This is a genomic window from Proteus vulgaris, assembly GCF_011045815.1.
Taxonomy (GTDB): domain Bacteria; phylum Pseudomonadota; class Gammaproteobacteria; order Enterobacterales; family Enterobacteriaceae; genus Proteus; species Proteus vulgaris_B.
This window is the reverse complement of sequence record NZ_CP047344.1, coordinates 2,019,627-2,038,787: the sequence shown is the minus strand read 5'-3', so window position 1 is coordinate 2,038,787 and position 19,161 is coordinate 2,019,627. Positions and strand designations below refer to the sequence as shown.

Annotated in this window: 18 protein-coding genes; 11 read left to right on the top strand and 7 right to left on the bottom strand. The window is 37.1% G+C overall.

The window, feature by feature from the left end:
• The first annotated feature begins 34 nt into the window (after positions 1–34).
• From GTH24_RS09700 to GTH24_RS09655, 10 genes are all read left to right on the top strand, one after another.
• Positions 35–889 (top strand): AraC family transcriptional regulator, encoded by an 855-nt coding sequence (locus GTH24_RS09700; RefSeq protein WP_206535556.1) that lies wholly within the window; start codon positions 35–37, stop codon positions 887–889.
• Between the two features lie 98 nt (positions 890–987).
• Positions 988–1,701, top strand: a complete 714-nt coding sequence (locus GTH24_RS09695) for an AzlC family ABC transporter permease (protein WP_072068131.1) — start codon at positions 988–990, stop codon at positions 1,699–1,701.
• Entirely contained in the window at positions 1,698–2,012 is a 315-nt protein-coding gene (locus GTH24_RS09690) for an AzlD domain-containing protein (protein WP_072068130.1), read from the top strand. Before GTH24_RS09695 ends, GTH24_RS09690 begins: the two co-directional genes overlap by 4 nt.
• Before the next feature lie 314 nt (positions 2,013–2,326).
• On the top strand, positions 2,327–3,571 hold the full coding sequence (locus tag GTH24_RS09685; protein ID WP_072068129.1) for a PfkB family carbohydrate kinase: 1,245 nt from the start codon (positions 2,327–2,329) through the stop codon (positions 3,569–3,571).
• A complete protein-coding gene (locus GTH24_RS09680) occupies positions 3,571–4,515 on the top strand; it encodes a tripartite tricarboxylate transporter substrate binding protein (RefSeq protein ID WP_072068128.1) in 945 nt (314 codons plus the stop codon). The genes GTH24_RS09685 and GTH24_RS09680 overlap by 1 nt, the downstream gene beginning before the upstream one ends.
• Before the next feature lie 31 nt (positions 4,516–4,546).
• Positions 4,547–4,984, top strand: coding sequence for a tripartite tricarboxylate transporter TctB family protein (locus tag GTH24_RS09675; protein ID WP_115349773.1), 438 nt, complete (start codon positions 4,547–4,549; stop codon positions 4,982–4,984).
• 15 nt (positions 4,985–4,999) lie between these two features.
• The gene (locus tag GTH24_RS09670; protein WP_115349772.1) at positions 5,000–6,490 is read left to right on the top strand and encodes a tripartite tricarboxylate transporter permease; all 1,491 of its coding nucleotides are present in this window, start codon (positions 5,000–5,002) and stop codon (positions 6,488–6,490) included.
• A 135-nt stretch (positions 6,491–6,625) separates the two neighbouring features.
• Positions 6,626–7,621: a dihydroxyacetone kinase subunit DhaK gene (locus GTH24_RS09665; protein ID WP_164526336.1), complete on the top strand. Its 996-nt coding sequence runs from the start codon at positions 6,626–6,628 to the stop codon at positions 7,619–7,621.
• A gap of 2 nt (positions 7,622–7,623) precedes the next feature.
• Positions 7,624–8,229, top strand: a complete 606-nt coding sequence (locus tag GTH24_RS09660; protein WP_072068124.1) for a dihydroxyacetone kinase subunit L — start codon at positions 7,624–7,626, stop codon at positions 8,227–8,229.
• Positions 8,230–8,247: 18 nt separating this feature from the next.
• Positions 8,248–9,159 (top strand): dihydrodipicolinate synthase family protein, encoded by a 912-nt coding sequence (locus GTH24_RS09655; RefSeq protein ID WP_072068123.1) that lies wholly within the window; start codon positions 8,248–8,250, stop codon positions 9,157–9,159.
• 124 nt (positions 9,160–9,283) lie between these two features.
• Here the strand turns inward: GTH24_RS09655 and GTH24_RS09650 are convergent, their stop codons facing one another.
• The 4 genes from GTH24_RS09650 to GTH24_RS09635 all read right to left on the bottom strand — a co-directional run bounded on the left by GTH24_RS09650 (position 9,284) and on the right by GTH24_RS09635 (position 13,046).
• The gene (locus GTH24_RS09650; protein WP_072068122.1) at positions 9,284–10,252 is read right to left on the bottom strand and encodes a threo-3-hydroxy-L-aspartate ammonia-lyase; all 969 of its coding nucleotides are present in this window, start codon (positions 10,250–10,252) and stop codon (positions 9,284–9,286) included.
• Positions 10,253–10,256: 4 nt separating this feature from the next.
• Positions 10,257–10,646, bottom strand: coding sequence for a RidA family protein (locus tag GTH24_RS09645; protein WP_072068121.1), 390 nt, complete (start codon positions 10,644–10,646; stop codon positions 10,257–10,259).
• An 80-nt stretch (positions 10,647–10,726) separates the two neighbouring features.
• Positions 10,727–11,491 carry a hypothetical protein gene (locus GTH24_RS09640; RefSeq protein ID WP_164526335.1) on the bottom strand — a complete coding sequence of 255 codons (765 nt, stop codon included), beginning with the start codon at positions 11,489–11,491 and terminating at the stop codon, positions 10,727–10,729.
• 139 nt (positions 11,492–11,630) lie between these two features.
• Entirely contained in the window at positions 11,631–13,046 is a 1,416-nt protein-coding gene (locus tag GTH24_RS09635) for an MFS transporter (protein ID WP_164526334.1), read from the bottom strand.
• 93 nt (positions 13,047–13,139) lie between these two features.
• On the opposite strand from GTH24_RS09635, the gene GTH24_RS09630 reads away from it, so the two are divergent.
• A complete protein-coding gene (locus tag GTH24_RS09630; protein ID WP_072068119.1) occupies positions 13,140–13,790 on the top strand; it encodes a helix-turn-helix transcriptional regulator in 651 nt (216 codons plus the stop codon).
• An 80-nt stretch (positions 13,791–13,870) separates the two neighbouring features.
• Here the strand turns inward: GTH24_RS09630 and glgP are convergent, their stop codons facing one another.
• Genes glgP through glgC form a run of 3 tightly spaced genes read right to left on the bottom strand, consistent with a single transcriptional unit; the run spans position 13,871 to position 19,145 of the window.
• A complete protein-coding gene (gene glgP, locus GTH24_RS09625; protein WP_164526333.1) occupies positions 13,871–16,321 on the bottom strand; it encodes a glycogen/starch/alpha-glucan family phosphorylase in 2,451 nt (816 codons plus the stop codon).
• 44 nt (positions 16,322–16,365) lie between these two features.
• Complete coding sequence (glgA, locus tag GTH24_RS09620) at positions 16,366–17,799, bottom strand: glycogen synthase GlgA (RefSeq protein WP_164526332.1); 1,434 nt, start codon at positions 17,797–17,799, stop codon at positions 16,366–16,368.
• Positions 17,796–19,145, bottom strand: coding sequence for a glucose-1-phosphate adenylyltransferase (gene glgC, locus GTH24_RS09615; RefSeq protein ID WP_164526331.1), 1,350 nt, complete (start codon positions 19,143–19,145; stop codon positions 17,796–17,798). Before glgC ends, glgA begins: the two co-directional genes overlap by 4 nt.
• Between the last annotated feature and the right edge of the window lie 16 nt (positions 19,146–19,161).

Genomic DNA, 19,161 nt, shown 5'->3' with positions numbered 1-19,161 from the left:
AGCTGATGATTTTTACCGTTGATGGAGTCAATCTTTGATACGACAAGAGCAGGCTAAACTTATTCACCTTCCTGAGCTTAATAGTCTTGCTTATCTGCAAGCCGAATATTTACATCAAACTTTTTCACGTCATACCCACGAAGGCTTCTGTATTGGTGTGATTGATGATGGCGCACAACAGTTTTATCGCACAGGGAGCGAACACATCGCTCCTAAAGGAGACATCATTATTGTTAATGCTGATGAAGTCCACACTGGCTCCTCTGCGGTTGAATCTGGTTGGGCTTATCAAGCTATTTATCCCACACCAGAATATCTGCAAACATTAACGCGTGATCTACAACAAGAGCAGGGTGCAACGCCTTGGTTTCCTGATGCTGTTATTCGCGATCCTGGTTTAAGTCAGCAACTTTTATTACTTTTTTCATTACTAGAGCAGCCCAATAATTACCTTTTAAAAGAGTCGCTATTGCTTTCAACAATGGCAATGTTGATTTTGCGCTATAGCAAAACAAGAACCCAAGAAAAACCATTAAGTGCTATAGGGCAACGGTTACAGTGGGTGAGCGAATTAATGAATGACACACCTGAAAATGATTTTTCACTCAATATGTTAGCTGAAATGGTGAATTTAAGCCCATGGCATTTTTTACGTCAGTTTAAGAAAGAAATAGGCATGACACCTCATGCTTGGCTTATTCAAGCCCGAATTCGTAAAGCAAGGCAGTTACTCTCTTTAGGCCATACACTTACTGATGTAACACAACGTTGTGGTTTTTCAGATCAAAGCCATTTCCATCGCCATTTTAAAAATGCCATTGGTGTTACACCAGGAAACTATTTAAAAGGGCTTCGATTATCTTCTTCTCTAACTTCTCCTTTGTTGTAATAAAAAATTAAAAGAGCAATTTTATACAATCCCATTTATCTTTACTGACTGATAATCATTCTCTATAGAATTAATGTATTAAAAGTGAAGACAGGTAAATGGAAAAAAACACAAATAATAATGAAGATAGGCAAGTAATGCGTGCTTTTGGCCTTGGTGCTCTGCATGTTTTGCCTTTATGTCTTGCGGTTATTCCTTGGGGAATATTAGCGGGATCAATGGCCGTTGATGCAGGGCTAACCTTTGCACAAAGTGTCGGAATGTCTGCGATTATTTTTGCAGGTGCGGCGCAATTAGTGACATTAGGGTTAGTTGTTTCTGGTGCAGGAATGCTGACCATTATTGTTTCTGTCTTTTTTATTACCGCCCAACATCTTTTATATGGTTTAACCTTACGCCCCCATGTTGCTCATTTAAAATGGTATCAACGTATTACAATAGGCTTTTTATTAACAGATGAGCTTTTTGCCGTTTCAGCACAACCTAAAGTAAAACTCACCCCCGCTTATATGATAGGTGCAGGATTATGTTTTTATTTAGCGTGGGTTGCCGTTAGTATTGTTGGTATTATTATGGCGAGCCAAGTTTCTGATTTATCTCGTTATCATCTTGATTTTTCTATTGTCGCTACGTTATTAGCTATTGTTATTCCATTGATAAAAACATTTAGTACGTTAGTGGGCGTTATTGTCTCTTTTTGTCTCTCTATTCTTTTTAGTTGGTTAAATATAGAAGGTGGTGTAGTTATTGGTGGGCTAACAGGCATGTTTATCGCGGTTTGTGTTGCAAGAATAAGAGGAGAACAAAAATGACATGGTCGTTATTATTAATTTTGGCACTCGTCATTTTTATGTTGCGTTATTTCTTTCTTGAGCCGGCGATCCCCGTTAAATTACCATCAGTGATCAGACAAGCCCTAGGATATTCTGCACCCTGTTTATTAACTGCGATCTGTGCACCAATCGTACTGTTAGAAAAAAGCGAATTTAAAGGTATTTTAGATAATCCTTATCTTTGGGGAACCTTATTATGTGTAGGATTAGCGCTTAAAATACGCAATACATTAATGGTGGTTTTACTGACCTTGGTTGGTTTTTATCTGCTTAATGCCTTGTTAAACTAAATACCAAGGGTAATTTTATTTAACGTAATATTTACATTTAAAAATAATCATTTTTGTATTAATGTAGCTCGTTATTTTATCAGCCGTCTTTGAACGGCTGATTCTACCTCTCTTTTCTGTATTGCCATTCATTATCCGACTCGTTTCACCTCTCATTTTTAACGTATGCCAATTGATGTTGTGTTAAAAAAATGTGATCTAAATTGCTTCGATTTGGTTTTGCTTCTGCTTTTGGTTTTTTGTTTTGAATACCATCGCAGAATCACAGGCCTGATCTCCTTATTCTCGTTATCAATGATACGGAGGCACTTTATATGTTTTCAGAAGAACGGCGACAGGAAATTTACACCATCATCAGGGAACAAAAAAAAGTTAAAGTGGCTCAGCTTGCGGAAAAATTCAGTGTCACATTGGAGACTATTCGCAGTGATTTGAAATACCTTGAAGGAGAAGGGTTGATCAAACGTTGTCATGGTGGCGCCATACTAGGGAAACAAGAAATTAAAAAAATAAGTAAATTCAGTGATAGTTTTGATATTTCATGTTTATTGCACGACTTATTAATTGTTAGAGAACGTAAAGATAGAAAACCGGAAGGTAAAGTCTGTGTTTTAGGATCGTTTGTAGTGGACATTATCGCCAATGTCGAATCTTTTCCGAAAGTCGGTGAATTGGTTAATTCAAAAAGCAATTCGATAGGCCCTGGTGGTAAAGGAACAAATCAGGCAATGGCAGCAAGTTTTTCTGATGCCAAAGTCCATTTAATAACGAAAGTCGGTGAAGATCATTTTAGTAAATACGCTTATAAATATTTACAAGAAAGTGGCATTGACTCTTTCACTATTTTTCAAACAGAAACCGAGCCAACAGGCAGTTCGATTAGCTATTTAGCTGACAAAACACAAAATAATATTACAGCCACTTATTTAGGTGCAAATAACACCTTTTCTGAACAAGAAATTGATATTTCATTGCCTTATGTAAGTGAAGCCGATGTGTTATTGCTCCAAGGCGAAATTAATATAGAAGCTAATATTAAAGCCGCTTTATTTGCTAAGTCGGTTAATAAGATCATCATACTGAATGTTGCTCCTTATAACGAAAATCTAAAACAACTTTATTTATATCTTGATTTTATTACTTTAAATGCGAATCAAGCATCTCATTGGGCTGACTTTGAAATAAACGATATTAATGATGCAAAGCAGGCGATCAGTATTATTTCCGGTAACGAAAGTAAGAAAGTGATTATTTATATGGATGAGCTTGGTGTGGTTTATTTTGATGGTCGAGCCACATTTCATATTCCACCTATGCCATCGTTACGTGTGGATACGATGGCAGCAACAGATGCGTTTAATGGCGCATTTGCATCAAAGATAGCAGCAGGAGGCACGATGCATGAGAGTCTATTATTTGCCAGTGCTTTCCTCTCTGCATTTATAGAACAAAAAGGCGTAACAGCAATGCCTGTCCTTTCCCAAGTTCAGGCTCGCCTTAAATCAAGGCTTGAAGATATTCGGCCACAAATAATCTGCAATGAGAAAAGGTGCATATAATGAAAAAAACACTTCTGGCATTTACCCTATGCAGTTCCATTTTTACACTTCCGGCTTTTGCTCAATACCCTGAAAAGCCGATTACTATTGTTGTTCCTTGGGCTGCTGGCGGTAATACTGATACCGTTGCACGTCTAGCAGCAAAAGGACTACAAGAAGAGTTGGGCGTTACTGTTAATGTGGTCAACAAAACAGGTGGTAGTGGTGTTGTGGGTCATGATGCCATTAAAAATGCAAAACCTGATGGTTACACATTAGGGATTGCAACGGTTGAAATTACCATGATGCATCATCAAGGGATGACCAATTTAACTTATCAAGATTACACACCTATTACGCGTCTTGCTGTTATTTATGGTGGATTACAAGTTGGAAAATCTTCACCATTTAAAAATGCACAGGAAATTATTGATTACGCGAAAGCAAATCCAGGCAAGTTAAAAGCATCAGGTAGTGGCTTAAATTCAATTTGGCATCTAAATACTATTGGTATGTTGCGTGCCGCAGGATTACCAGATAATGCTATTCGTTTTATTCCATCTCAAGGTGCTAGTGCAGCATTACAAGAGCTTGCTTCTGGTGGTGTTGATATTGTGACATCTTCATTAGGTGAAGCCGACAGTATGGTGAAAGCGGGTTTAGTAAAACATATGGCTATTATGTCCAATGAGAAATCTGCTTTTTATCCTGATGTACCGTTATTCAAAGAAGCCACACCTTATAACTGGGATTTGCAAGCGTGGAATATGCTAGTTGCGCCCAAAGGGCTAGATAAAGAAGTACAAGATAAACTCACCGCCGCCATGAAAAAAGTATATGCCTCTGGTGAATTAGCCGAATTTGCAAATAAACAAGGCTTTGAAGTTATCGAATTATATGGCGATGATGCCACTCAATTTATGGCCAATGAAGATAAAAAGTTTGGCGAAATTATAAAGAAATAACTGAGGGAACGGCTGAATAACAGCCGTTTTTATGCCTATGGTAAATCGTCATATTCTATCGCTCATATTTTGTTGCTTTGGTTTATTCCTTATTGTTTATAGTGCATATTCATTAGGCGATTTTAGTGAATATGGTGCCGCATTTATGCCTTCTATTATTGGCGGTGGCATGATTATATTTTCATTAATAGATATTTTTTCACGTAAACAAGAAAGTGATATTCCATTAGTGACATGGCATGAAATAAAATTTGTCTTATTAATTATCAGTATTATTCTTTTTTATGTGCTGGCCTCTGATTATTTAGGGTTTATTTTAACCGGATTAATTATTACTGCACCATTAATGATAAAATATGCAACAGTAAAACCTATATATAGTTTTATTATTTCAACTGGAGTGGTGTTAGGTGTGTATTACTTATTTACTGCTGTACTGTTAGTACCGCTACCTCAGCTATTTTCATAAATAGAGAAAAACAGTATGGATATATTAATTAGCGCACTTGCATATATTGATTACACAACAATTCTTGTCGTTATTGGTGCTTGTTTATTTGGCTTATTTGTTGGAGCAATTCCTGGGTTAACATCAACAATGGCTATTGCATTAATGGTGCCGTTTACTTTTTTTCTTGATCCTATTCCTGCTTTAGCCTTAATGATCTCCGTTGGAGCATCATCTATATTTGCAGGGGATATTCCCGGAGCCTTATTAAATATACCAGGAACACCTGCATCCGCAGCTTATACTAATGATGCACACTCTTTAGTAAAAGAAGGCAAAACAAATCGTGTATTGGGTATGTCATTAACGAGCTCTGTGATTGGTGGCGTAATTGGTACGATTATATTAGCCTCAACCGCACCAATATTAGCTGAGTTTGCTTTAAAATTTAGCTCTTATGAATATATGTGGTTGTCTTTAATTGGTTTAAGTTGTGCAACTATTGTTTCAGGTTCTCATATTAGAAAAAGCTTATTAGCACTGTTCTTTGGTATTGCATTAGCCACCATTGGTTATGATGAGTTTACAGGTCAAGCCCGTTTTACTTTTGGTGAAGTTTCTTTAATGCAAGGAGTTAGCTTTATTCCGGCAATGATAGGACTATTTGCTATTTCTGGCGCTATTAAATATTACGTTGAACGTTGGAAAGAAAAGCAAATTACATTAACAGAAATGAATGTGGAAAATAATTCTTACAACATTTTTAAAGGTGTGGGGAGTGTTGTTCGCCAACGTAAGGGCGGTATTTTCCGTAGCGGAATAATAGGGACATTAATTGGTGCTTTACCCGGTGCAGGAGCCGATATTGCGGCATGGATCTCTTATGCAGTATCAAAGAAACTATCTAAAAAACCAGAGAAATATGGTCATGGTTCTGAGGAAGGTATTGTTGATGCTTCAGCGAGTAATAATGCAAGCTTAGCCGGAAGTTGGATCCCATCTCTAGTTTTTGGTATCCCAGGTGATTCTGCGGCGGCAATTATTATCGGTGTACTGTATATGAAAGATATGCAACCGGGGCCAACGCTGTTCTTATTTAATCCCGATAAATTATATGCTGTCTTTATTATCTTTTTTATTGCTAATCTTATTTTACTGCCGATTGCATTTATTGTTGTCAATTTATTGAAAAAGATTGTTGCTATCGATAATGCGATTATTTACCCAGCAATCATTCTATTTAGTATCGTTGGTTCATATGCAATTACAAATACGATGTCCTCTATTGTGGTTATGTTAGTTATGGGCGTTATCGGCTATTTTCTTCAAGAACGAAAATTCCCAATATCTCCAATTATATTAGGTATGATATTAGGCCCTATGTTAGAAAAGAATTTACTTTCATCATTAATGAAATCTGACGGTGATTTAATTAGTTTTGTTAACAGACCTATTTCGATGGTATTAGCCAGTGCATTTCTTCTCATTGTTATTATGCAAATTAGAAGCGCATTGAAAGATAAATAACGTATTTCGTTTTCATATCAAATAAATTAAATATAAAGATACTTTTTAAGTATCAGGGAAATCTCATCTTAAATAAAATAACGTTTTTTTAAGATGTTATAAATCAGCAGATAAATAAAAATATCGGGTGATCAAATGAAAAAAATATTAAATAAGCCAGAAAATTATGTCGATGAAACATTAGCGGGTTTATGCCTTGCTCATAGTGATATTTATCGCCAATCACAGCCAAGATTGATTACTCGTTCTAAAAAAACAGATAAGCCCAAAGTGGGTATTGTAACTGGCGGTGGTTCAGGTCACTTACCTGTATTTACCGGATATGTCGGTGAGGGGCTACTCGATGCCGCCGCTGTAGGTGATGTTTTTGCTTCACCTTCAGCGGATTTAATGGCCGATACTGTTCGTGAAGCAAATAGTGGCTTAGGCGTATTGTTGCTTTATGGTAATTACGGTGGCGATGTAATGAATTTTGATATGGCGACTGAAACAGTTGATTTTGAAGACGATATTCATTGCACAACGGTATTAGCTGCGGATGATGTCGCTTCAGCAAAACCAGAAGAAGCGCATAAACGCCGTGGTGTAGCTGGGATGATTTATGGTTTTAAAATGGCGGGCGCCAAAGCAGAAGAAGGTGCATCACTTGATGAAGTGACACGTATTGCTCAAAAAACCATGGAAAATACCCGAACAATTGGTTGTGCGTTAACATCTTGTACCTTACCTGCGGTAGGACATCCTACCTTTGAAATTGGTGAAGATGAGATGGAAATGGGGATGGGAATTCACGGTGAACCGGGAATTTGGCGCGATAAATTACGCAGTGCTGATGAAATTGCCCAAGAAATGTTTGAACGTCTACAAGCAGAATTATCATTAAAAACAGGAGATAAAGTCTCTGTATTAGTTAACTCTTTAGGCGCAACACCATTAGAAGAGCTTTATATTCTGTATAACAAAATTGCACAACTGATTAATAAAACAGGTGCGACTATTGTGCACCCATTGGTCGGCCGTTATGCCACATCTATGGAAATGACAGGAGCAAGCTTAACATTGTGCAAGTTAGATGATGAGCTAGAAGCCTTGATGAATGCACCTGCTCATTGTGCATTCTGGAGAGTATAACGATGAATATTACACTTGATATGCTAAAACAAGGCGTTGCACGTATTGCAACTGCTTGCGAGCAATCCCAATCAATGTTGTGTGAAGCTGATAGTCGTTTAGGTGATGGTGATTTAGGGATCACTATGCAAAAAGGCTGGCGACAAATTGCCGACGATTCGCAAGATTGGCCTGATGATTTAAGTAAATCACTTTTTCAATGCAGTAAATCATTACAAAAAGCCTGCGCTTCTTCTTTTGGTACATTGCAAGCAACCGCTTTTATGGCAATGGCGAAGTATTGCAAAGAAAATCAACTGCAAGAAATAGCCCCCGCCGATATTTCACCACTTTTAACTGTTGCATATCAAAGCATGATGGCAAGAGGAAAAGGGGAGTTAGGGCAAAAATCGGTGCTTGATATCATTTACCAATTATCTGAAGCGCTAAAACCCGTTTTATCTCGATCGGAATTAAAAGCGGTAGCTTTACAGAGTATTGATAATACGCTTAATGAATTTCGTCAAAAACCTAATTTATTAGGTCGAGCGCGTATGTTCCCAGAAAAATCTATTGGTTTAGATGATCCTGGCATGTTGGCAATTAAAGTTATTGTTAAAGCAATCTGATTTAATAAAGGTCTTAATATGAAAAAATTATTTGGCGTTACAGTGGCAATGGTTACTCCGTTTGATTCGAACGATCAAGTGGATATTAATGCGTTATCTACATTAACTGATATGTTAGTCACTCAAGGTGTTGATTGCCTCTATCCTTGTGGCACTACGGGAGAGATGCTACGTTTATCAGCATCAGAGCGTAAAAATGTTGCAAAAACCGTTGTCGAAACAGCCAATAAACGCTTACCTGTTTTTATTCATGTCGGCGCAATGACATTAACCGAAACCATTGAATTAGCGAAACATGCCGTTGAAATTGGAGCTGATGGTATTGGTGTGGTGACACCACAATTTTTTGGTGCGACAGACAGAGAATTAGAAAACTATTTTGTAACAGTGGCAAACAGTGTACCGGATAATTTCCCTGTTTATTTGTATAATATTCCACAATGTGCGGCAAATAATATCAAGCCTGAATTAGCGGCAAAAGTACAACAACAGTGTAAAAATGTAATTGGGATTAAATACAGTTTTGCTGATAACAATACAACATTAAGTTACCTTGCTGTAGCCGATAATTTTTCAGTGCTTCATGGCTACGATAAATTATTCCTAGGTCTATTAGATGCAGGTTGTGATGGTACCGTTTCAGGTTGTGCTTGTGTATTCCCTGAGCCATTTGTGAATATGTATAAAGCCTATATTGCAGGTAATCATCAAGAAGCAAAACATTGGCAACAATTTTGTGTAAAATTTAGTGATGCACTTAAATCAGGTGCAAATATGGCAATATTTAAATCAGCATTAACTATGCGTGGTTTAGACGGCGGTCATATGCGTTTGCCGCAACTCGATTTATTACCTGAAGAAAATCAACAATTAAAAGAGAATTTAACGAAGTTGTGCAAAGAAGCAGGGATCACTTTTTCACTTAATTAAAAAAGACTAAGCAAAAAACACCTTCGTTATTTTAATTGAGTAGCAATATATTTATGATTTTAAGCAGTATGAAAAATAATCCATACTGCTTTTTTAATGGTTAATCACATCTTTTTATTGATTTTTATTGTGCTAAAAAATGACCATATTGCGCGATATCGACATTACCACCGCTGATTATAATACCGATTTTCTTACCTTTTAATTTATCACCAAATTGACGAGCAGCCGCCAAACTTAAGCAGCCGGTTGGCTCTACAATAATCTTCATTCGCTGGGCATAAAACTGTAAGGTGGAAATTAATTCTTCATCTGTTGCAGTTAAAATATCGTCCACATTGTTACGAATAATCTCAAAGGTATAATTGCCTAGATGCTGTGTTTGTGCGCCATCTGCAATTGTTTTTGGGGTATCAATATGGGTGATTTCGCCTTTACGTAATGATTGTTGTCCATCATTACCCGCTAAAGGCTCAACACCGTATATTTTACATTGCGGTGAAAGGGCTTTGGTTGATAATAAAGAGCCAGAAAGTAAACCACCACCACCTAATGGAACAAATAGCATATCTAATTCACCAATTTCATCGAACAACTCTTTTGTAGCAGTACCTTGGCCCGCAATAATATGAGGATGATCGTAAGGTGGAATTAACGTTAATCCTTCTTTTTGTGCCAGTTGTTGGCCAATTTTTTCACGATCTTCTGTATAACGGTTATAGGTGATCACACGGCCACCATAGCCTTTTGTCGCGTCCATTTTAGCCTTTGGAGCATCGTCAGGCATGATAATTGTTGCAGGAATACCTAATAGTTTTGCTGATAAAGCAATGGCTTGTGCATGATTACCTGATGAGAAAGTCACGACCCCCATTTTACGTTGTTCTGTGGTAAATTGTGATAATGCATTTATTGCACCTCGAAATTTAAATGCTCCCATACGCTGAAAGTTCTCACATTTAAAATAAAACTGCGCCCCTGTTAGCTCATTAATCGTACGAGAGGTTAAAACAGGTGTTTTATTAAGATAAGGCAGAATGCGTTGATGAGCTTCAGTAACATCTTTATAAGTAGGAGTAGGTAACTTATTCATAAGATTATTCCTTGATAACAACAGCTTCAATTTCAATTTTGCTTCCAAAATGCAGTTCTTTTACACCTGCAACTAATCTTGCTGGTTTATGCTCACCAATCCATTTTGCATATAGCTCATTAACGATAGGCCATTCATTAATATCTGTCACATAGACTTTGACTTGAGCAATATCTGTTTTCTTTGCGTTTATTCCGAGAAGACAAGCATTTAAGTTTTCAAGTACTTGTGTGATTTGAACTTCAATGGGTTTGTCTGCTAATGGGTTGCCTTGTTTATCTAAGGGTAATAGCCCAGAAACAAACGACATATTCTTTGCAGTAACAACGTGAGAATAATGCCCACCAGGGGATGAGAGGGCATCGATATTTTGTAGTGTAAGATGTGAGGACATTGTGGTTTCCTATTTCACTTAAGTTAGACAAAATGTATACTTAGTTATACACAACGTCTAATCCAAGATCAATAGTTTACTTAATCAAAAAATGCTAGAGTATATTTCGAATAAAGCGGAGGATGAGTTAATTTATTTTCAGAAGTACCAAATTTTCTTTGTGCTACGTCTTTAATCGCATCTTTTATTTTAGAAAAATCAACTTTGTTTTCATTACCGGATAAAAAATTGTAGATATTTTCAGCCAATAAACAATAAACTTCGTATTTTAAATGTGAATTATCAGAAATTCCCAAGTCATCTATTGCTTTTACGACTTCAGGGATATCTTGCAAATTCTGGATCATTGTACTTTGAGCCGCATTCTTATTTAAACCTAACTTAAATTTATTAGAGATTAAAAAAAATAAAGTTTTTTTATCATTCGGTTTCAGGGAAATTTCTTCATCAATATATAAATTGTCAATTGTCCGATGAATTATTGAAGAAGGGAGAACTTCCTTTTCATCTTCCCACCACTCTAAAATAGCACTATCTATTACTTTATAAGCATTATTTAAAAACTCCATTGATTTTTCTTTATTTTTTATATCAACCCTATAAGAAGATATTTTTTTTGATGTATAAAGCTCTCGTATTTTTGATATTAACTCTTTACTGAGTTTTGCAACATCAACGGTAATCTCTTTCCTTTTATCACAATTACCTATGGAGATATCTAAATAGGTATTTTTAATATTTTTGATATTATTTAAAAAAATCCCATAAGTGTTTAATGGTTCTTTATTAACAACTGTATTCTGATCATTATTTACAATTGAAATTTTCGATAAAATGCTTTTCATAAGAATTCCTTTTGTCATTAAAAGGAATTTTGACAGAATAAAAAATAAGTTCTTTCATAAATGAAACCGATAACTTTACTAAAAAAGAGGTGAAAACATATCACCTCTTTTGTTTCTTATATGACATTAAAAATAAGGTTTAATAAGAACAACGTGTTATTTTCCATGCTGTATAAATCGCTATTAATGGTGCAAATGCTAAAAATAAGAATAGGGCAGATGCAGAAGAAGAGAGCCCTTCAGGGGTACCACTATTAAAGCCATTTAAGTTAACTATCATACCCGCAAGTGCAGAGCCTAGCGCGGTTGCAAATAATTGTACGGTTGTAATTGAAGCGCCTGCAATATCTTTATCTTGCGTGGAAGCCGCTTGTAGTATACGCGTTAATAGGTGAGGCCAACCAAAGCCAATACCATAGCCCACTAAGAATAAAGCAAATAAAATAATAAAAAGACTAATCGCGTTTTCTGATTTTAGTAGTGGGTTTGGAATAACAAAAGCCAACACAAGCAAGCCAATAAAAACGATAATAGGGCCACTTAAAATACTAAAACGCATTTTAGCACCTTGCCAACTTGCGCTAATCACTTCAGCCACTGTCCAGCCTAATGCCATTAATGCACTCATATAACCTGAAGCTAAAGGTGTTTGCATATGTAAGCTTTGTAGATAATAAGGGACAAAGATCTCACATGTCATGCCAATGGCTAATAACGAAATAGTCAGATATAAAAGTGCATGTAAAGAAAGACCTTTAAAGGTATTTGACGGTAATAACCGAACAGAAAGGCGTTTCTCACAAAAAATAAGCATGCCAATTAAACCAAATACCACCACAATACTGAGTAAGTTGATGATGAGTGAAGAAGAAAGGCTACCAGATGAAATAAGCAGAACGGCAGCTGTTAGAATTATTAGCTGAAGATAAGGCAGGCTTTGTGATGATGATTTTGAAGCGTTATTGTCATTTTTTGGTAAGATAAGCCACAGATAAATACCATAAAAAAGCATGATAGGTAACATAATCCCAAAGGCATAACGCCAAGCATCTAATTGAGCAAAAATTCCACCAATAGCAGGACCAATTAATGTAGCAACACCCCACATTCCTGAAATTAAAGCCATTGCTCTTGGCCATAATGCTTGATCATAAACGATATTTACCATGGCGTAAGAAAGTGCAAATAAAAGCCCTCCACCAAGGCCTTGAATAAATCGGCCAATTAGCATGACTTCCATTTTAGGTGCAATTGCACACAATAAACTACCAATAAAAAAAAGCACCGTTGCTATCAGATAAGCACCTTTGGCACCTAATAAACTTAATAAGCGTGCAGATAATACTGAACCAATAATAGAGGCGGCAACAAATAGCGTGGTGTTCCATGCATATAATCCCATTCCGCCAATATCGGTTACAACTGAGGGTAAAATCGTGGTCGCCATTAAAATATTAATTGCGTGGATCACGACACCAAAAGAAAGTGCAAATGAAATTGCCCCATTTCTCCCTGAGAAAAGATCACGCCATTGGCTATTGTTATCTGGGATCATTAGAAAAAATATCCTTCTTTTATTGCTATTACGACATAGCTTCGTTAAATTACCAAGGTAAAACTTGGATTAATAAATACTGAGACGTCTAATATGTCAAGAAAAAACTTGGAATATAATTATCCTGCGCAACGTAGTGTTGGCGATAAAATTCTATTTTTAATTAAAAAACATGGGCCAATGCAAGCAAATGATGTTGGCCAACGTCTTGGTACAAGTAGCGAAGCGGCAAGGCAACAATTTGTCAAGCTTGCCAGCGCAGGGTTGGTTGAAGCAATAACTGAGCCAAGAGGAGTTGGACGACCTATTCAATATTGGCACTTAACAGAATTAGGGCAAAAGCAATTTCCAGATACTCATGCTGAATTAACAGCACAAATTTTGATGACTATTCGTGAAGAATTGGGTGAAGGTGCAATTGAGAAAATTATTCTTGCACGAAAAAAGCAGAGTTATGAACGCTATACTCAAGCGATAAGAGAAGCCGATGAACTAACGGAACGCTTAGATATATTAGCCTCTTTGCGTAGTCAAGAAGGCTATATGGCACATTGGGAGCAAGTAAAAGATAACGAATACCTGTTTATTGAAGATCATTGCCCAATATGTGCAGCGGCTAAAGTTTGCCAAGGTTTTTGTAATACAGAAAAAGAGCTATTTTCTGAAACACTAGGAGTAGAACTACAACGTGTTGAATATATCTTAGAAGGCGCAAGACGTTGTGCATACCGTATTAAAATCTAACTTTATTAAGCCTTAAATAAAAGCAAAAACCGCGCAATAAAGCGCGGTTACGTTCTGTCCTTAGAAAATTAGCTTAGTTTTTACAATGTAATCGCAGAAGCTTTCCAAATTCTTTGCATATATTCAGTTACCGCGCGATCCGCAGAAAAATAACCCATTTGGCAGATATTTAATGCGGATTTTTTCAACCAAGCGTCTTCATCTTGATAGAGAACATCAACACTATCTTGAGTATCAACATAGCTACGATAATCGGCTAATACCTGATAATGATCGCCAAACTCAATTAAGCTATCGAAAATTGATTTATATCTATCAGGGTAAGTTGGATTAAAGAAGCCATTAGCGATTTGATTGAGCGCTGTATGTAGCTCAACATCTTCATCGTAATAGCGACGTGGAGAATAACGCTGTCTTAACTCAGTGACTTCTTGTGCGTTATGACCAAATATAAACATATTTTCAAAACCAACATGCTCACCAATTTCAATATTAGCACCATCCAGAGTTCCGATAGTTAGTGCACCATTTAACGCAAATTTCATATTACCTGTACCAGAAGCTTCTGTACCGGCTAAAGATATTTGCTCAGATAAATCCGCAGCAGGAATAATATGTTGCGCTAAGCTCACGCCATAATTAGGAATAAAGATCACTTTCAATTTATCATTAATGCGCTCATCATTATTAATCTTCACTGCAATATCGTTGATAAGATTGATAATTTTCTTAGCATTATAATAAGCAGAGGCCGCTTTACCACCAAAAATAAACACACGAGGAACCCAGTTTTTTTCTGGATCCTGTAAAATGCGATTATAGCGAGTGATAATCCCTAACACATTGAGAAGTTGACGTTTATATTCATGAATACGTTTAATTTGAACATCAAATAACGCATCAGGATTAATTGTGATATTCAAGTCTTGCTGAATAATGTTAGCTAAATTTTGTTTATTCAGCCGCTTTGAGTCTCTTAATTGGTGTAAGAAATCTTTGTCTTTCACCAGTGGCATTAATTCACCTAATTGCTCTAAATTGGTTCGCCAATTAGTACCAATCTGCTTATCAATCACTTGAGAAAGAGAAGGGTTAGCTAATGCCAGCCAGCGACGTGGTGTAATACCATTGGTAATATTGCAGAATTTTTTGGGATAAATCATCGCAAAATCGGCAAATAAGGATTGCACCATTAATTGGCTATGGAGTTCAGAAACCCCATTAACTTGCTGGCTAATAATTACCGCAAGCCAAGCCATACGGACATTGCGACCATTTTCTTCATCAATAATAGAAACGCGACGTAATAAGTCGTTATCATTAGGATATTGTTCTCTAACTTGCTTTAAGAATTTATCATTGATTTGGAAAATAATTTGTAAATGGCGAGGAAGTGAGCGTCCTATCATATCAACAGGCCATGTTTCTAATGCTTCCCCCATTAACGTATGATTGGTGTATGAGAATATACAGATTGTTTGTTCCCATGCTTCATCCCAACTGAACCCATGTTTATCAATAAGTTGACGCATTAATTCAGGGATGGCAAGAACAGGGTGAGTATCGTTAAGGTGTATGGCAATAAAATCTTTTAAATTATCAAAGCGTTGATGAAGATGATAATGACGTTGCAAAATATCTTGAATAGAGGCGCTGACTAAAAAATATTCTTGCTGTAAACGCAACATCTTACCTGATGTGGTTGAATCATCAGGGTAAAGAATACGAGAGATATTTTCAGAGCGATCTTTGGCTTCTGTAGCCTCTAGGTATTCACCTTTATTGAATTTACCTAAATTAAACGCACCATTTGCTTTAGCAGACCATAACCTAATGGTATCTGTTGCTTGTGTGTTATAACCAGGAACAATAGAGTCATAAGGTTGAGCCAGCACATTTAAGGTATCAACCCAATAGCTTTTATCACCTTCTTGTTGTAAACGCCCGCCAAAATCCACTTCAAATTGCACATCATGGCGCGGGAATTCCCAAGGATTACCTTTTTCAAGCCAGTTATCCGCAACTTCATGTTGTTCGCCATTTTGAATTTGCTGGCGGAACATACCATATTCATAGCGAATACCATAGCCTGTCACTGGATAACCTAATGTGGCACAAGAATCAAGAAAACACGCGGCTAAACGACCTAAACCGCCGTTACCTAAACCCGGATCTGGCTCAAGTTCGATTTGCTTTTCAAGATCAAGTCCTAATTCTTTTAATGCTTCTTTAACTTCGTTATAAACCCCTAAAGAGAGCATTGCGTTCGTTAAAAAACGCCCCATAAGAAATTCCATCGAAATGTAATAAACCTGTTTTACTTTCGGTGAAAGTTCCGCTTTGGTTGATTTCAGCCAACGTTCAACTAAACGGTCTCGTATAGCGTAGGAAGTTGCATTTAACCAATCTGTTGGTGTGGCGTATTTAGGGGAAGTACCAACAATAAACATCAGTTTATAAACAATAGAACGCTTTAACGATTCAACATCCTTATCTGGTGATAAATAATCAAATTCACATAACTTTTTCATTATAAATCTCTTTTGGTGATCCACAGGTCAAATAGACATCATGTCTATAAACGGTGATACAGCGTTGCATATGTCTTAGCCGCTGTTTCCCAACTAAAAATAGTTTGGTTCATGGCATCTGTTTGAACTTGTTGCCATTGTTTTGGCATACCCCATAAAGTAAAGGCTCGATTGATAGCAAGACGCAAATCATCAGGTGTTGCTTCATGAAAAACAAAACCTGTAGCTTTATGATGGGCTAGATTTTCTAATGAACAATCATTCACCGTATCAGCTAATCCACCGGTGTGCCTCACTAAAGGAAGTGTGCCGTATTTCAAACCATATAACTGAGTTAACCCACAAGGTTCAAAACGACTAGGCACCATAATCACATCAGCACCCGCGACGACTTGGTGTGAAAAACTTTCGTCATAACCAATATGAACTGCTACATTTTGCGGATATTGTTGTTGAGCATGTAAAAATGCGGATTCAAGATGACTATCACCTGTACCTAACAACACAAATTGGCCACCTTGATCAACAATATCAGGTAATACGTCAATCACTAAATCAAGCCCTTTTTGTGATGTTAAACGGCTCACAACAGCAAAAAGAGGAGCTTTATTATTAACAGGTAAACCGCATTTTTTCTGTAAGGCTGTTTTATTTTCTAGGCGTTTATTGAGGCTGTTTATATCATAGCGACGTGTAATTAAGTTATCCGTTGCAGGCTCCCAAATCGCTTCATCTATGCCATTTAATATGCCACTTAATCGCTGTTCATCCGTACGTTGACGCAATAAACCTTCAAGTCCATAACCAAATTCAGGGCGCGTTATCTCTTTGGCATACGTTGGGCTAACCGTCGTAATATGATTTGCATAAAACAAGCCCGCTTTTAAGAATGAAATTTGTCCATAATATTCCAGTCCATTAATTGAAAAGCTGTAATCAGGTAATTCAAGTTGATGCAGATGATAAGGTGAAAACTCGCCTTTATAAGCTAGGTTATGAACTGTAAAAACCGACTTTGCAGAGGAGTGTTTTACAGCCAAATAAGCGCAAGCTAGTCCTGCATGCCAGTCGTGAGCATGAACAATATCAGCATGCCATAAAGGATCTAATCCTGCGGATAACTCACTGGCAACCCAACCTAATAGGGCAAAACGAAAAACATTATCACTATAAGCATGTTGATATTCATCGTGATAAGGGCTACCTGTTCGTTGATAAAGATGAGGTGCATCAATAAGATAAATATCAACACCCTGGTATTGGCCATAAAGCAAAGAAATATGACCTGCAAAGGTATCAATATTAGTGATTAATTTAAGATCAGCAATATTATCTTTAATCGCAGGAAACGCGGGGATAACAACCCGCGCATCTAAGCCTATTTTTTTCTGAGCTAGGGGCAAAGAGCCCATAACATCAGCTAGTCCCCCTGTTTTTAGCAGAGGGAATAACTCAGAACAACAGTGAAGCACATTCACGAAAATGCCTCCTCATTTTGAGGTTTTTGTTCTTCGTTTTTCTCAATAGAGTTTTCTTTTTTTTGATGTGCTAATTGCTCAAGCATTTCTCTTGTCACTAGCACAATACCTTCTTCAGTACGATGAAAACGAGCTGCATCATCTTCTGCATTCATACCAATGATTGTCCCTTCGGGGATAGTACAACTGCGCTCAATAATACAACGTTTTAAGTAGCAGTGATGACTCACGGTAACATCCGGTAAAATGACAGAGTCTTCAATGTGGCAGAAAGATTCAACGCGAACCAATGGGAATAAAATAGAAGAATAGAGGGTTGAACCATTGATAATACAGCCATCTGCAATCAAAGAGTTCATCATTTGCCCATGTTCACCATGATTATCTTGTACAAATTTTGCAGGGGGTAGCGGGGTCATAAAGGTACGAATTGGCCAATCTTTGGCATACATATCAAGCTCTGGTGTCACCGAGGCTAAATCAAGGTTTGCCGACCAATACGCTTCAATGGTTCCTACATCACGCCAATAAGGTGCTACAGACGGATCAGAACTAACGCAAGATAGTTCAAATGGGTGAGCCAACACATCACCACGTTCAGTGATTTTAGGAATAATATCTTGGCCAAAATCATGATGTGAATCAGGATCACGACTATCTTCTTCTAATAAATCAAATAGATAATCTCTATCAACCACATAAATTCCCATGCTAGCTAATGAATGATCTGGATCATCAGGAATGCACGGTGGGTTTGATGGTTTTTCTAGGAAATTTAGTACTCGACGATTTTCATCGATATCCATAATACCAAACTGGAATGCATCTTCTTTAGGAACTCGAATACAGGCAACGGTAAATTTTGATTTATTTTCTACATGATCAAGCAATAAACGCGCATAGTTCATTTTGTAAATATGATCACCCGCTAAAATCACCACATATTTAGCTTTGTAGCTACGAAGAATATCAAGGTTTTGATATATCGCATCAGCCGTACCCATATACCAATGATCAGTATTACGACGTTGTTGAGCCGGTAATAAGTCAACAAATTCATTCATGTCTTCATTAAAAAATGACCAACCACGTTGAATGTGTTGAACGAGGGAGTGCGATTGATACTGGGTAATTACGCCAATACGACGGATCCCTGAGTTAAGACAGTTTGATAGAGTAAAGTCGATAATTCGAAATTTCCCACCAAAGAAAACCGCCGGTTTTGCACGTTTCGCCGTCAATGCTTTTAAGCGTGTGCCACGACCTCCAGCTAAAACGAGTGCAATTGCCTCTTTAGGAAGTTGTTGTGCCAACATTAATTTTTGGCCTTGTTCTGTTGTCATCATAGTTATAGCACTCCAA

Coding starts and splice junctions, on each gene's coding strand:
- glgC (WP_164526331.1), bottom strand. CDS start 19,145: ATGATGACAACAGAACAAGGCCAAAAATTAATGTTGGCACAACAACTT.
- GTH24_RS09630 (WP_072068119.1), top strand. CDS start 13,140: ATGTCAAGAAAAAACTTGGAATATAATTATCCTGCGCAACGTAGTGTT.
- GTH24_RS09670 (WP_115349772.1), top strand. CDS start 5,000: ATGGATATATTAATTAGCGCACTTGCATATATTGATTACACAACAATT.
- GTH24_RS09645 (WP_072068121.1), bottom strand. CDS start 10,646: ATGTCCTCACATCTTACACTACAAAATATCGATGCCCTCTCATCCCCT.
- GTH24_RS09655 (WP_072068123.1), top strand. CDS start 8,248: ATGAAAAAATTATTTGGCGTTACAGTGGCAATGGTTACTCCGTTTGAT.
- GTH24_RS09635 (WP_164526334.1), bottom strand. CDS start 13,046: ATGATCCCAGATAACAATAGCCAATGGCGTGATCTTTTCTCAGGGAGA.
- GTH24_RS09675 (WP_115349773.1), top strand. CDS start 4,547: ATGCCTATGGTAAATCGTCATATTCTATCGCTCATATTTTGTTGCTTT.
- GTH24_RS09650 (WP_072068122.1), bottom strand. CDS start 10,252: ATGAATAAGTTACCTACTCCTACTTATAAAGATGTTACTGAAGCTCAT.
- GTH24_RS09640 (WP_164526335.1), bottom strand. CDS start 11,491: ATGAAAAGCATTTTATCGAAAATTTCAATTGTAAATAATGATCAGAAT.
- GTH24_RS09695 (WP_072068131.1), top strand. CDS start 988: ATGGAAAAAAACACAAATAATAATGAAGATAGGCAAGTAATGCGTGCT.
- GTH24_RS09685 (WP_072068129.1), top strand. CDS start 2,327: ATGTTTTCAGAAGAACGGCGACAGGAAATTTACACCATCATCAGGGAA.
- glgP (WP_164526333.1), bottom strand. CDS start 16,321: ATGAAAAAGTTATGTGAATTTGATTATTTATCACCAGATAAGGATGTT.
- GTH24_RS09690 (WP_072068130.1), top strand. CDS start 1,698: ATGACATGGTCGTTATTATTAATTTTGGCACTCGTCATTTTTATGTTG.
- GTH24_RS09665 (WP_164526336.1), top strand. CDS start 6,626: ATGAAAAAAATATTAAATAAGCCAGAAAATTATGTCGATGAAACATTA.
- GTH24_RS09680 (WP_072068128.1), top strand. CDS start 3,571: ATGAAAAAAACACTTCTGGCATTTACCCTATGCAGTTCCATTTTTACA.
- GTH24_RS09660 (WP_072068124.1), top strand. CDS start 7,624: ATGAATATTACACTTGATATGCTAAAACAAGGCGTTGCACGTATTGCA.